Source organism: Microcystis sp. 0824, from assembly GCF_003112475.1.
Classification (GTDB): domain Bacteria; phylum Cyanobacteriota; class Cyanobacteriia; order Cyanobacteriales; family Microcystaceae; genus Microcystis; species Microcystis aeruginosa_C.
In genome coordinates this window covers 1-12,671 of record NZ_BDSM01000075.1, presented here as the reverse complement: position 1 = coordinate 12,671, position 12,671 = coordinate 1, and the positions used below count along the sequence as shown (strand labels likewise).

Sequence of the window (12,671 nt, the reverse complement as noted above, 5' to 3'; positions counted from 1 at the left end):
GGCAGCGGCTCCCGTCTAGTTGGCGGGAGCCTTTTTGTTGTTAATATCAGACGCGGCTAAAATACTCTCTAAAGCCGATAATAATCGTTGATTTTCTGCCGGTAAACGGACAGCGACCCGAAAATAATTGCTCCCCAATTCGGGGAAACTGAGACAATCGCGGATGAAAATTCGATGATATTTTAATAAAGCTTCCTGTAGGGGTAAACAGGAAGATTGAGATTGTACTAAAAGGAAGTTAGCGGCACTGGTTTGGGGTTGTAATTGCGGAAAATTAGCTAATCCCCGCCATAAATCCTGGCGGGCTGCTGTTAACCAATCCCAGGTTTGTTGTTGAAAATCCCTATCTTCAATTCCTGCAATAGCGGCAACCACAGCTAAATTATTCACCGACCAAGGATCGCGCCATCTTTGCCATTGTAACAGGCGATCGGGATGGGCGAGGACGTATCCTAGACGTAAACCGGGGAGACTGTAAAATTTAGTTAGGGAACGCACAATCACGAGATTGGGATATTCCGGCAACAGAGATATTAAACTCTCCTGTTGTTGGGGGGGCAAAAAGTCCATAAAAGCTTCATCCACTACCACCAAACCAAATTGCGATAGATAGGGACGAATGGCCGCCACCGTCCAGAGTTTCCCCGTGGGATTGTGGGGATTATTGAGTAATAAGCCTTGTTTTTTGGGATTAAACGGCTTTAAAGTGGTTAAATCTAGGGAATGTTGGCAGATTTTCCCACCAAAACTTTTTAAGGCCCGTTCGTAATCGTTAAAAGCGGGTGTTAGTACATAAACACTGTCAAATGAGGCCAATTCCCGGCCAGCCCAGGTTAATAACTCAGCCGCACCATTGCCCGGGAGAATCCAATCTGGCCCTATATTGTGCCATTGGCCGAGGGCAGAACGCAACTGCCAATACTCGGGGTCAGGATAACGAGTCAGACTGGTTAAATGGCTTTTAATAGCGGTTAGGGCGCTTTCCGGCGGACCGAGGGGGTTGATACTGGCAGAAAAATCGAGAATAGAGGAAACCGGACAGCCGGCAATGGCGGCCGCCCAGTCAAGATTACCACCATGTTTAGGTCTAGGCAAAAGACTTACAGCGATCAAAACTCAACAGTAATTATTCCTTATCCGGGGCCACTCTGTCTTTAAACAGTTTACCCGCCGAGAAAGCCGGGACGCGAGTGGCCGGAATCTCCATCTTATCCCCGGTTTTCGGGTTGCGTCCTTCCCTGGCCTGACGTTCCCGGGCCTCGAAGGAACCGAATCCTACTAGGGTTACTTTGTCCCCCTCAGAAACCGCTTCGATAATAGTTTCGATGGCGGCAGTGAGAACAGCATCTGCTTGTTTTTTGGTGACAGAGGCTTTGAGAGCGATTTGATCGATTAATTCACCTTTATTCATGCGCTAACTCCTTTTTTTGCGGTTTTTCTGAGTTTAGGGTGGTTGTCAGTAGTTTATGGTTCTCCTGTTGAGGACTCGCCAGGATCGAGAACAATAAATAATGCCTCAAATCCCCATTGGCTATATATTCCACTGCATTATTCTAAGCGGGAATTGTCTCGATCGGAATCGCTGAAACCTTTAATTTATCTAGATTTCCTCCCGATTCCCCGCCAAGGCGAGTGACAAAAGGGAATAAGCGAGAGATTAACAGCGATATAAGCTAATAAAAAGAGATTAGTTGGCTAAATTGCCGATAAATATTCTCTAAAAGCGATAGGTATCCTAACTTCCCAAAAATCGTTCATCGGTTCTCTCAAAGATTTTTGACTAATTTTGCCACTAGAAACGTTAAAAAAGTTTACCAAAGCAATTTCTGCCCAAAAATTAAGGTTCGGGACCAGGAGATATTCGCTAGAATTGGAACTTATGATCGTTAAAAATATTCAAAAAAGCAGGATTTAACTGGAAAGTTTGCTATCATTATCTATTCAGCGACAAACTCGCATGGTGATTTACTGCTATCCCCTAGCCGATCTAGGTCAAAGCTTAAGACGTTCTTTTATTGTGACTTTTTTGGCAGTAATCGCCATTCTTGGCGGTCTGATTCCCGAATTTTCTTGGACGACGGAGGTGGTTAGCTTCCAGTCTTCCGCTTATACTCAAGATTTTACGGCTGACCAAATTAAACGTTATGCGACCGCAGTTTTGTTGATCGAAACCCAAAGAAAACAAGCTTATCAGGCAATTTCGCGAATTTTAGGGAAAAGTCCCCCAGCAATCACCTGTAACCAACGGGAAAGCTTTAATAATCTTCCAGCTAATGCCCAAAGAATTGCCGTAGATTATTGTAATAACTCAAAAAAGATTGTCAAAGATAGTGGCCTGACTGCCGCTCAGTTTAACGCTATTACTAACCGGATTAGTAGCGATGATAACTTGAGACGACGGGTGCAAAATGAGATGATTCGTCTGCAACGGGAGAATAAATAGAAAAAGTTCCTCAGTTTTTCGGGTCAAGCTGGAGTCAGGGCTACAATTAATAATGTTTTTTCCCATTGACCACTACCATGTTAACTTTTACCGAGCGCTTACCCCCCCGTCATACCGCTAGTCCACCTCCCCCAGAAACGGTACTTTTTAGCCTTCTACTTACGGCCGAAGAACGCACCCGCAGCCGTTATCGTCTCGACAGTCCCGAAGGTTTTTCCCTCTGTTTTCGTTTACCTCGCGGCACCATTCTACAGGATCGCGATTTCCTGCGGGGTGAAAACGGCGAAATTATTCAAATTATCGCTAAACCAGAACCAGTTATCACTATTACTGCCCCTTCAACCGATTTACTCCTCAAAGCTGCCTATCACCTCGGTAATCGTCATGTAGCCCTAGAAATTAATCCCGATTATCTGCGTCTGGCCCCCGATTCTGTCCTACAAGCAATGTTAGAAGGTTTGGGATTAGCTGTAAATGAAGAAATCGCCCCTTTTAACCCCGAAATCGGCGCTTATCAGCATTATCATGACCTGGAAGAGGCAAAAAAGGGATAGTTTAAAAAAGACCTCTTGCAGAAATCAAAAATCGTTGTTAGGGTTAGGACTCAGTAGCCAGTAGTCAGTAGTCAGGAGAATTAAAAATGAGCATTAATCAATTAAATGGTCTATTTACAAATTCTATGCCATTTAATCCTTATTTTTGCCGTTTTTGAACCATGAAAAATTAATTATGCAAGAGGTTTAAAGAACGGAATTCGGTGTGGGTCAAAGTTCCTAGAAAAGCCCTAGGGGTAGCTTAAGTATTTATACTTATGGTAATCTAGGTATGCTTTCCCTAACATAAAGTTGGTCGGTAATCTTGCCGAAGTAATTAGCGAAAACTTGGGTCTAAAACCCTTTGAGTGATGTTTTTATTGTATTCAGCAAGTTGAAAAAATGAAGACCAAATTGATCATAAGCTTACTATCTCTTAGCATTATAGGAATGTCAATCTATACAGATAAAGCTAATAGTAGTGATTATCGAGCTTTGACCCCAGAAGAAAAATCGCGGTTGACCGATGCTTTGCTAAAACAGGGCTGTAGGAATCCTAAAGCGATGAAATTTGATGTTGAGACTAATCAATTTGAAGCAGAAGATGCTGTGTGTGAGGGAGGAAGAAAGTATGATATTTACCTTGATAGAAACTTTAGGATTGTTTCAATGAAACCAGACTAAAAGAGCAAATCCCTGAGAAGCTTTTACCGGTCGCCGCGAAGATTACCGATTAGGTACAATAAAGCCATTCTGACAGCCACACCACTGGTAACTTGTTGGGAAATCAGACTAAAATCGGGATCGTCCATTAAATCGGAACTAATTTCCACTCCCCGATTCACAGGCCCTGGATGAAGTACTTTCACCCCCGGTTGACAGGATTGCAAACGAGGACGAGTAATGCCAAAACTTTGATGATATTCGCGTAAACTGGGCAAAAGATTGGCGGTCATGCGTTCTTTTTGCAGTCGCAGGGTCATCACAAAATCGGCCTTTTCTAAAGCTGGTTCTAAATCCCAGTGGAGAAATAGGCGATCGCACAATTCCCCAAAATATTTCGGCAGTAGGGTGGGGGGTGCGGATAAATGTACTTCTGCTCCTGCCGTGGTTAAACTCCAGATATTGGAACGAGCGACACGAGAATGGAGTATATCCCCGACAATAGCGATTTTTTTGCCCTCTAACAGTTCTAAACGGGGATTTTCCTCGTCTAACAGACAACAGATCGTAAACAGGTCTAAAAGTCCCTGAGAGGGGTGTTCGTGTTGACCGTCCCCAGCATTAAGAATACTCACCCCCGATTCTAGACGGTCCATTTCCCCCGCAATCAAATCGGGAACCCCCGACTGTTGATGTCGGATGACAAAAATATCCGTACCCATGGCCACATAGGTTAAAGCGGTATCGAGAATCGTTTCCCCCTTAGTCAAACTGGAACTACCCGGGGCAAAATTAAGAACATCGGCCGAAAGACGTTTCGCCGCTAGTTCAAAACTACTACGGGTGCGGGTGGAAGGTTCAAAAAAAAGATTTGTCACCACTTGTCCCTGTAGGGCCGGCACTTTCTTGGTGCGTCGGGAAAGAACTTCACGAAAACTAGAGGCCGTTTGTAGCAGGGTTTGGTATTCTTCCGGTTGCCAGTCTTGCAATCCCAAAATGTGGTGTCGGGTCCAAGTGAAAGCCATAGGAGTTAAGGAGGCGGTAAAAACGGCAAATTTCGTCTATGCTATTGTAGGATTTCTTTGCATCAGGTTAATAAATAGGGTTTATGAGAATTAATTTTTCCTTCTGTCAGATCACCCTTGCGCTCGCTTTATTTCTTAATCCCTTGCCAGCGATCGTTGCCCAGACTACCACCTCTGGGGAAATGGTATCACCGACCACGGGCATTAATTACACTCGCCTGCAAAATTTCCTCGCTCAACAAAATTGGCGACAAGCTAACGATGAAACCCGTAATTTAATGCTGAAAGCGACCGGACGGGAATTACAGGGCTGGTTTACCATGGAAGACCTGCAAAAATTGGCCTGTTGGGATCTGCAAAAGATGGACCAACTCTGGAAAGAAGCTTCCGGGGGTCGTTTTAGTTTCAGTACCCAATTTCGCATTTTTATCGAGACAGGTAATCGACCAGGGCGCTTAGTGGCGATCGAAAATTTTCAAACTTTTGGCGATCGTATTGGTTGGCGTAAAGATGGTGATTGGATTATTTTTAAAGAAAATCTTAACTATACCCTCAATGCTCCCGTCGGTCATCTGCCGGCGCCCCGGGACGAATATCAGATCGCCGGTGGTCGTCTAGAATACACCACCCTCGCCCAAAGATTAGTCACCTGTAATATTGTTAGCTCAGGGCAAAGCAAACAATAGACCTCTTGTAAAAATCAAAAATTGTTGTTAGGGTTAGGAGTCAGTAGTCAGTAGTCAGGAGAATTAAGAATGAATAATAATCAATTAAATGGTCTATTTAAGGATTTTATGCAATTTAATCCTTATTTTTGCCGTTTTTGAACCCTCAAAAATTAATTATGCCAGAGGTTTAATAATCACGGCGATCAATTCTGTAGAGTAAAATTTAAGGAAAAGCTTCTCTCCTCATCTTCCCTTTTCTTTCGACTTACTAGCACTTTTTCTGCCAAAAAAACCTAAATTTAACAATGATTAAACGATCCGTTAACGTATCGAGAGCGATCGGTTCGTCGATCGCCGTTTCCCTAATTATCACCGGTTGCGCCCCCCAAACCCCCCAGGCCACTGGACCGGCGGCTGTTCCCGTCAAACTGCAAACCCTCGGCACCGACAAATTAGTGCAAAGTAGCGAATTTGTGGGTACTTTGATCGCCCAAGAGCGTGTTAGCGTCTCCCCTCAGATTACCGGTCGAATTCGGTCTATTTTCGTTAAATCTGGCGATCAGGTAACTCAGGGACAAAAAATCGCCGAATTGGATCCCGAACAACAACAGCAACAGGTAAACGCCAGTATCGGCCAGGTAAATTCGGCCAAAGCGAACCTCAACGGGTCTGAAGCAGATTTAAGGCAAAGACAAGCGCAAGCGAGGGCAAATAAAGCCCAAATTGCCCAGAATCGGGCTAATGTGGCTAATGCCGAAGCTAATGTGAAAAGTCAGATCGCCACCTTGAGCGCCGCCGAAGCTGATTTACAGAGAGCGAGAGCTAATTTAGATTTAGCGGAAAAAAACCTAAAAAGAGCCGAATTTCTGGTCAAACAAGGCGCACAGCCCCAACAGGACTTAGATGATCGCCGCCGCGACATTCAGGCCGCCAGGGCGGAAGTAGAGGCCCGGTCTAAAAATCGTGATGCGGCCCGTCAACAGGTGACGGCGGCTAGAGCTACCCTACAGGCAAACAAAGAAGCATTAAATATCGCCATTCAAAACGAATTAGCCTCACGGCAACAGGTGGCGGCGGCAGAGGCAACAGTGAACAGTCGTCAAGCGGCGGTAGCCAGCGCCGAGGGGCAATTAGGGGCGACGCGTCAGAATTTAGTTTTTAACACCATTACCGCCCCGATTGATGGTTTTGTCGGCGATTTTAATCAAAGAAAAGTCGGCGATATTATCTCCCTGGGTGAAGAATTAACCTCGTTGACTAATAATAAAACTTTGGAACTAAATGTGCAGATTCCCGTGGAATTACAACCGCGTCTGCGCGTCGGTTTGCCTGTGGAAATTATTAATCCCGATGGCAGCGCGGGGGTTCGCGGTCAAGTAACTTTTATTTCCCCCACCGTTTCCCAAGCTACCCAATCGGTTTTAGTGAAATTTTCCTTTACTAATGATGGCAGTCTTCGCAATAACCAATATGTGCGGGCGCGGGTAATTTGGGATCAAAAACCGGGGGTATTAGTTCCCACCACGGCAGTGACTAGCATCGGGGCGCAAAATTTTGTTTTTGTGGCCGAAAAAGAAAAGGCTAAAGAAGGTCAAGAAAATGCCGAGGAGCGTTTAGTGGTTAGACAAAAACCCATTCAAGTCGGCACAATTCAAGGGCAAGCTTATCAGGTTATTTCTGGAGTAAATGCCGGGGAAAGAATTGCTATTAATAATATTCTTTCTCTCCGAGATGGTACAGCTATAACTGTTAGTCAGCAGTAATTTTTATGAGTAATTCGATTACCGTTCTTCCCCTGTCAGCGCAACTAATTACAGCCGAGAGTTTCCGTCCCTACGGTCAATTAATAACCCCTAGCCATGACGGGAAACTGTTTGATGAAAGCGATGCACAACTGCATTTAAAAAACGGTGTGCCACGTTTTTATATTATGCGTTTACAGACTCGCGGACGTAAATTTAAGCGAATTACTCGTCATAGTCAATGTACCCAATGTCTTGGTTCTTTGGGGGGACAAGAGTGGTTTTTAGGAGTGGCCCCCCCTAGTCCTCATCCTCAACCGGATTTAGAAAAATTAAAGGTTTTTCGCATCCCCGGGGACTGTTTTATTAAATTAGAGGTGGGAACTTGGCACGCTGGCCCACTTTTTGATCAACCAGTGATCGATTTTTATAATCTTGAATTGAGCGATACTAATATTATCGATCATTTTACCTATAATTTTGCCCAAGAGCAGTCAATAGAATTCGAGATTGTTGATTGAAACAATTAATTTTTTTACCTAGGCTTTGCTGAATATCGGTGAAAGCTGACAGGGGGAAAATGTGAGTTCGATAAAGTTAAAAAAAGGCAGAAGGTAGAGCAGGTAAGCCTTTTGCCTCTAAATCCAGAGAAGGCTTAATAGGATGATAAGTGTAAGCAAAGATATCCCCTAAAAGGTTAACTAGAAAATTCCAGATACTACTTTGAATTGGCACTATTTGTCGATTAAGTCTGAAAACGATGACATATAGTCATTTCAGATAAGTATGAGACAGTCTAGACCGACAAAATCCTTAGGAACTCTGGGATTGATATTCTCAATCTTAATTGAAATGACTATAGTTACGAAAAACTGATTACTTTAAAAAGCTCAATTACGAGTATTTTAGAAACACAAATCCCTGTAGAGGTTGAACAGTTGACTCGCTAATTGACTGTTTATTCAGCCATACCCTTTTTTTTGTGTACTTTTGTGACAGCTTTGGCCTAAATCACAGGTCTTCTGGCGAATAGATAATATAGTCCCCCGAAATTAAAATGCAGAACTTATTAGGCCAGTTAAGGAGAAATCTCAGAAAACCCCTAATTTTTGGATTATGTGGTGCGGGAAGATGTCTGGTGGCGGCGATCGCGCTAGGAGAGGTTTTTCTCACGGTGACTGAACGTCCGCCGATTGTCGAACAGAATCCTCAATCTGTCGTACTGCTGATTGATACCTCCGGCAGCATGAACGATGACAATAAATTACAAGAGGCGAAAAATGCCGCAAAAGCCTTTATCGAGCGACAGGATCGGTCGGTTAATCGCTTCGCGGTGGTCGGTTTCGGCAGTCAAGTTCAAATTGGCACAGGACTAACCTCAGATTTAGCCACCCTCAATCAAGCCATTGACAATTTATCTGATGGTGGGAGGACAAGAATGGATTTAGGACTGGCAACGGCGATTGAGCAACTAGAGTCTAGCAGCTCTGATCGTCATATCTTGCTGTTTACAGATGGACAACCCGCCCCTGCTCCTTCTCCAGAACAAATTGATATTATGATTGTTCTCGACGTTACTAGCAGTATGAATGAGGAGATCGCCGGAGTACAACAAGGCATCCAAAACTTTGCCCAAGAACTCAAAAAACGGAAACTTGATGCTCAAATAGGCCTAATCGCTTTTGGCGATCGCTTATTTGGCGAAGAGCCGCAAATTCTCAATTTTGATGGTTCTGTATTTACCCCTGATAGCGATCGCTTTAGTGAGCAAATCGGCACCATTCAACAGGTTCACGGCAATGATCCGCCAGAAAGTAGCTTAGATGCTTTGGCATTAGCTGCCCGTCAGCCTTTCCGTTCCCATGCAACCAAAGTCATACTGCTGATTACTGATGCTCTTCCTTTAATACCCGATCGAGAAATCCCTTCTTTAGAAGCAACCACTAATGTTTTAAAGGAAAATCAAATTGCTCAACTGCACTTAGTCATTCAACCTGATGATCGCGCTACTTTTGAACAACTGCAACTCTCGGCACCTGGAGAAACCTTCTTACTCGGTGAAACCGCCGCAGGACGACAAGGATTTGAAAGTGTACTCCCCACCATCGGTAAAGCCATCGCTGAAACAACCCTGAAAGAAGAAGATCGCCAACCGATTGTAGAGGCGACCCTAAACATCGGTCAAACTGCTCTGAGCCAAAAAATCAATATTATTGCCGTCGGAACAGGAGATGCCGATCAAAACTTTCTGACTCAACTGACGGGAGAGGATAAAAAAGTCTTCTATGCTAATTCCGGAGAATTTGACCGAGCCTTTCAATCTGCGGCAAAACTCATCTATGATTCGCAGCTGATCGGAGAACAAAAGCAAAATCAAGGAATTTTATACACTTTACTCAGCCAATCTCTTCCTAAAAACCAACTGCAAACCCCTCAATTTAGATTGATCTATGATGCCTTGCGGACAGGTGGCTGGACGGCTATCCTGTCTGTGGGTGCTTCTTTAGCGTTAATTGTCGGGCAGAACCTCTATCAACGTCGTCGTCGCCTTCTTTCCCTAGGTGAGACAAGCATCGGTACGGTGGGGGGAATCGTTGCTGGATTGGTTGCTGGTAGCTCAGGACTCCTTGTCTCTCGTTTTCTCATTCAAAGCATTCCCACCCTGGCCCCAGGGGGGCCACTTCTGGGGTGGACGATTTTAGGGACAATGCTTGGCGGCGGCATGGCTCGTTTTGTCCCCAATCTGAAAATCGGCAGGGCGGTATTGGGCGGGTTTCTCGGTGGTGCGATGGGAGGAATGGGTTTTGTTTTGCTGACTGGAGCGAGTAATGAGATCGCCGGACGTTTAGCAGGTTCAGCGATTTTGGGTTTTTGTATTGGCATGATGATCGCTCTTTTGGAACTGCTGACTCGACAAGCTAAACTGATCGTGCATTGGAGTCCTACGGAACAACGAGAATTTTTACTAGGCTCTCGCCCGATCATTTTGGGCAGTTCCTCGGAAGCTAATATTTACTTACCTAAAAAACAGGGTTATGCCCCAATCACGGCTCAGGTTTTTCAAAAAGGGGAAAACATTATCATGCAGTATAACTCGTCCTATGGACAAGCCAAGGGGATGAAAAAACTAGAGCATCAATTAAAGGATGGTGATCGCCGGAAATTTGGACAGATTACGATAGAGGTAAAAATATCTCCCGAACCGTCCAATCGAATACTATCAACTCATTAATCTTAAATCTTATTTTGGTTGCCCAAATGGTAGTCTATAAATTCTTTCTTAACCTGAAAAATTCGCCAGAAAGATATGATTATCCTCTAGATCTAACCGCCGATCAGGAAAATAATCCTGAAACTATCTTCACCAAGGAAATTCGCCAAGCAATCCGAAAACATTTTCAAGCAAGAAGCTCATGCTCTATCAACGATCACCGTCTCAATCAAATTATTGCCGCTTGGGTCGAAGATATCCGAGAAGGCTATCGAGAAACTGTCCTGACCCTAGATTTACCCCTACTGAGCGAGTCGAACCTTGAAAACATCCAAGACCGAGGAAATCAAGAGTTACCCCCTCTTTTTACCCCCGATTTAGGGGCTATAGAACCCATGGAGGGAATGTTTCCCCCTTTAGAAGACATTTTCAACACTTAACCTATTCTCTGAAGGAAATTTTAATGCTTAACGTATCTATTACCCCCCATCGAGAATTTTTACCGGCCGATACTCCAGATCAGCGACTAGACCTCTTGCAAAAATTTTTTGGTTCTTCCGAACTTACCATGTAAAATCAACTAGCAAAATGCCAATTTAATAAACATCTAAGACTAAAGTTTTTAAAGTTTCTAAATCCATAGCCTCTCCTTTTAATCACCTTCAGTTTATTATTAATTCCTTCAACTGTTCCCTGGGTTGTTCGGTTATCAAAATAGGCAGTTATTTCGTCAATCCACCGCCGAATTGTCTGGCAGCTTTTAGGAAAGTAGACCATCACCTTTTTGAGCCAATCACTCAAGGCAAATAATCCCTCATTCCCCTCCGTATTTTTCTCAAATACTTCTCTAAATTCCTCTTTTAATTTGTGCATTTCCCCAAGTTTTGGAGACACTTTATATACTTCTTCCAATTTTTTCCTTTCTTTCTCTACTAAGTCTCCTTCATTCTTTAATAAGGCATATTTGCTCTTGGCTATTCCTGCTAAGATATTTTCTTTATTTTTCTTATTTTTTATCTTAGCTGCCTCTCTTTTTACCTCCTTTCTTGCTTCATCTAGCTCGTTATTTACTTGTTTCATTACATGGAATCTATCCCCTACTATTTGAGCTTGAGGCATTAGTTTTTCTGCCACATTTTTATACCCTATCCACAGGTCTATACTTACTTCCTCTATTTGGCTCAAAACCTCTTCTCCCCAGTGTTTCAGATATTCTGTTAATGCTTCTTCTGTTCTTTTTTCCACTAAGCCTATAATTTTTCCTGTGTCTATATTTACTAACACAGCATAGTAATTTCCTTTTCCCTTTATCATGGCTATTTCATCTATTCCTAGTTTTTTTAGCCCTTGAGGTTTTGCGGTTATTAACTCTTCTCCTAAGTCTTTGAGCATCGTCTCTATTTCTTGTTCGCTTACTCCATTTCTTTCTGCCGTATTTTTGAGATCACTATTCAGGACTTCGGCCACTATTTTTTTCTAAATCTGTCTGTGTAGGTTCTTTTCTTCGGCAAATAATTTAGTTCTTCTGTGAATTTTTTCCCACATTTCTCGCATCTCATCTGACGACGATTGATTCTCAGATATAATGCCTGTTCTCCAAAGGGTAAATCTCGGATTGTTAATTCATTGTTTTGATGAACTTTTTCCGTTTTACTTCCACAATGAATGCACTGGCTTTCTCTTGACATATTTTCTAAATGTAAAACAATTCCTATATCGGTAATAATTTGATAATTGGTAACGACAACTCCTTCTAGGTGAAGTAGCTCGGTCATTAACTTTAATTGTGGATTTGATGGCATAAGTATAGCTTGTGTCTAAAATTGCTGGTCTTGGCTGTCTATATTTTAAACAATAAATTGCTGTATTGCAAGCATAGTCAGTTTTTAAAGATAAATTATTGTTTTATTGGTCAGCAATAATTGTCTGTTTTTTCTTTAATTTTACATGACAAGTTCGGAAGAGCCAATTTTTTATGGTATAATGAAAGGTTTATCTATTTCGTCTTTGAACTTCTAAATTTATGATCTTTCCACCATTATTTTTCCACAGATACGGTTAATCAACTCTCAATACATTATTCGCACGACAAAGATATCTAGCTTGTTATTATCAGCTAAATTAAAAGAATATAGTTAGTTTTTTGCTTAAATTTTTGAACCTAAATCGTTATTGTAAATTCCAGCGATTAAATGACTTCTTAATCCAAATTTATATCGGCGATTTCGATAGGGGTAAGAGAGAATTTTGAAGATTTTTAAACAGCGATTAACATTTTCTACAGCTACTCTTATTCTCCCTAATTCCCGATTATATTTCCTCTGCTCCTCCGAGTAATTCTTTCCTCTTGGTTTCCTAACAGGAATCTCACTTAGTTCATGAATTT

The 12,671-nt window shown here is 42.7% G+C and carries 12 protein-coding genes and 1 pseudogene; 8 read left to right on the top strand and 5 right to left on the bottom strand.

Going from position 1 to position 12,671, the window contains the following annotated elements; translation table 11 throughout:
* Positions 1-15: 15 nt before the first annotated feature.
* Positions 16-1,095 (bottom strand): threonine-phosphate decarboxylase CobD, encoded by a 1,080-nt coding sequence (gene cobD, locus N0824_RS19920; protein WP_108938067.1) that lies wholly within the window; start codon positions 1,093-1,095, stop codon positions 16-18.
* A 31-nt stretch (positions 1,096-1,126) separates the two neighbouring features.
* Positions 1,127-1,411 (bottom strand): HU family DNA-binding protein, encoded by a 285-nt coding sequence (locus N0824_RS19915; RefSeq protein ID WP_002759570.1) that lies wholly within the window; start codon positions 1,409-1,411, stop codon positions 1,127-1,129.
* A 546-nt stretch (positions 1,412-1,957) separates the two neighbouring features.
* On the opposite strand from N0824_RS19915, the gene N0824_RS19910 reads away from it, so the two are divergent.
* The 3 genes from N0824_RS19910 (at position 1,958) to N0824_RS19900 (ending at position 3,660) form a co-directional block, all read left to right on the top strand.
* Positions 1,958-2,443, top strand: coding sequence for a DUF4168 domain-containing protein (locus tag N0824_RS19910; RefSeq protein ID WP_108938003.1), 486 nt, complete (start codon positions 1,958-1,960; stop codon positions 2,441-2,443).
* Positions 2,444-2,520: 77 nt separating this feature from the next.
* Positions 2,521-2,997 carry an urease accessory protein UreE gene (gene ureE, locus N0824_RS19905; protein ID WP_108938002.1) on the top strand — a complete coding sequence of 159 codons (477 nt, stop codon included), beginning with the start codon at positions 2,521-2,523 and terminating at the stop codon, positions 2,995-2,997.
* Positions 2,998-3,378: 381 nt separating this feature from the next.
* The gene (locus N0824_RS19900) at positions 3,379-3,660 is read left to right on the top strand and encodes a hypothetical protein (protein ID WP_108938001.1); all 282 of its coding nucleotides are present in this window, start codon (positions 3,379-3,381) and stop codon (positions 3,658-3,660) included.
* Between the two features lie 23 nt (positions 3,661-3,683).
* Here the strand turns inward: N0824_RS19900 and N0824_RS19895 are convergent, their stop codons facing one another.
* The gene (locus N0824_RS19895) at positions 3,684-4,664 is read right to left on the bottom strand and encodes an aspartate carbamoyltransferase catalytic subunit (protein WP_108938000.1); all 981 of its coding nucleotides are present in this window, start codon (positions 4,662-4,664) and stop codon (positions 3,684-3,686) included.
* An 83-nt stretch (positions 4,665-4,747) separates the two neighbouring features.
* On the opposite strand from N0824_RS19895, the gene N0824_RS19890 reads away from it, so the two are divergent.
* The 5 genes from N0824_RS19890 to N0824_RS19865 all read left to right on the top strand — a co-directional run bounded on the left by N0824_RS19890 (position 4,748) and on the right by N0824_RS19865 (position 10,725).
* Complete coding sequence (locus N0824_RS19890; RefSeq protein ID WP_108937999.1) at positions 4,748-5,350, top strand: GUN4 domain-containing protein; 603 nt, start codon at positions 4,748-4,750, stop codon at positions 5,348-5,350.
* 287 nt (positions 5,351-5,637) lie between these two features.
* A complete protein-coding gene (locus N0824_RS19885; RefSeq protein WP_108937998.1) occupies positions 5,638-7,095 on the top strand; it encodes an efflux RND transporter periplasmic adaptor subunit in 1,458 nt (485 codons plus the stop codon).
* A 5-nt stretch (positions 7,096-7,100) separates the two neighbouring features.
* Positions 7,101-7,595 carry an ureidoglycolate lyase gene (locus N0824_RS19880; protein WP_108937997.1) on the top strand — a complete coding sequence of 165 codons (495 nt, stop codon included), beginning with the start codon at positions 7,101-7,103 and terminating at the stop codon, positions 7,593-7,595.
* A 536-nt stretch (positions 7,596-8,131) separates the two neighbouring features.
* The gene (locus tag N0824_RS19870; RefSeq protein WP_233256492.1) at positions 8,132-10,306 is read left to right on the top strand and encodes a VWA domain-containing protein; all 2,175 of its coding nucleotides are present in this window, start codon (positions 8,132-8,134) and stop codon (positions 10,304-10,306) included.
* Positions 10,307-10,332: 26 nt separating this feature from the next.
* Positions 10,333-10,725, top strand: a complete 393-nt coding sequence (locus N0824_RS19865; RefSeq protein WP_108937996.1) for a hypothetical protein — start codon at positions 10,333-10,335, stop codon at positions 10,723-10,725.
* 136 nt (positions 10,726-10,861) lie between these two features.
* Here N0824_RS19865 and N0824_RS19860 read toward each other — a convergent pair.
* Both N0824_RS19860 and N0824_RS19855 read right to left on the bottom strand, forming a co-directional pair.
* Positions 10,862-12,087: pseudogene (locus N0824_RS19860) on the bottom strand (ISL3 family transposase).
* A gap of 345 nt (positions 12,088-12,432) precedes the next feature.
* The coding region (locus tag N0824_RS19855) for a transposase family protein (protein ID WP_146184310.1) at positions 12,433-12,671 on the bottom strand (239 nt) is incomplete at its 5' end.

Coding starts and splice junctions, on each gene's coding strand:
- N0824_RS19900 (WP_108938001.1), top strand. CDS start 3,379: ATGAAGACCAAATTGATCATAAGCTTACTATCTCTTAGCATTATAGGA.
- N0824_RS19885 (WP_108937998.1), top strand. CDS start 5,638: ATGATTAAACGATCCGTTAACGTATCGAGAGCGATCGGTTCGTCGATC.
- N0824_RS19880 (WP_108937997.1), top strand. CDS start 7,101: ATGAGTAATTCGATTACCGTTCTTCCCCTGTCAGCGCAACTAATTACA.
- N0824_RS19915 (WP_002759570.1), bottom strand. CDS start 1,411: ATGAATAAAGGTGAATTAATCGATCAAATCGCTCTCAAAGCCTCTGTC.
- N0824_RS19865 (WP_108937996.1), top strand. CDS start 10,333: ATGGTAGTCTATAAATTCTTTCTTAACCTGAAAAATTCGCCAGAAAGA.
- N0824_RS19895 (WP_108938000.1), bottom strand. CDS start 4,664: ATGGCTTTCACTTGGACCCGACACCACATTTTGGGATTGCAAGACTGG.
- N0824_RS19890 (WP_108937999.1), top strand. CDS start 4,748: ATGAGAATTAATTTTTCCTTCTGTCAGATCACCCTTGCGCTCGCTTTA.
- N0824_RS19870 (WP_233256492.1), top strand. CDS start 8,132: ATGCAGAACTTATTAGGCCAGTTAAGGAGAAATCTCAGAAAACCCCTA.
- N0824_RS19910 (WP_108938003.1), top strand. CDS start 1,958: ATGGTGATTTACTGCTATCCCCTAGCCGATCTAGGTCAAAGCTTAAGA.
- ureE (WP_108938002.1), top strand. CDS start 2,521: ATGTTAACTTTTACCGAGCGCTTACCCCCCCGTCATACCGCTAGTCCA.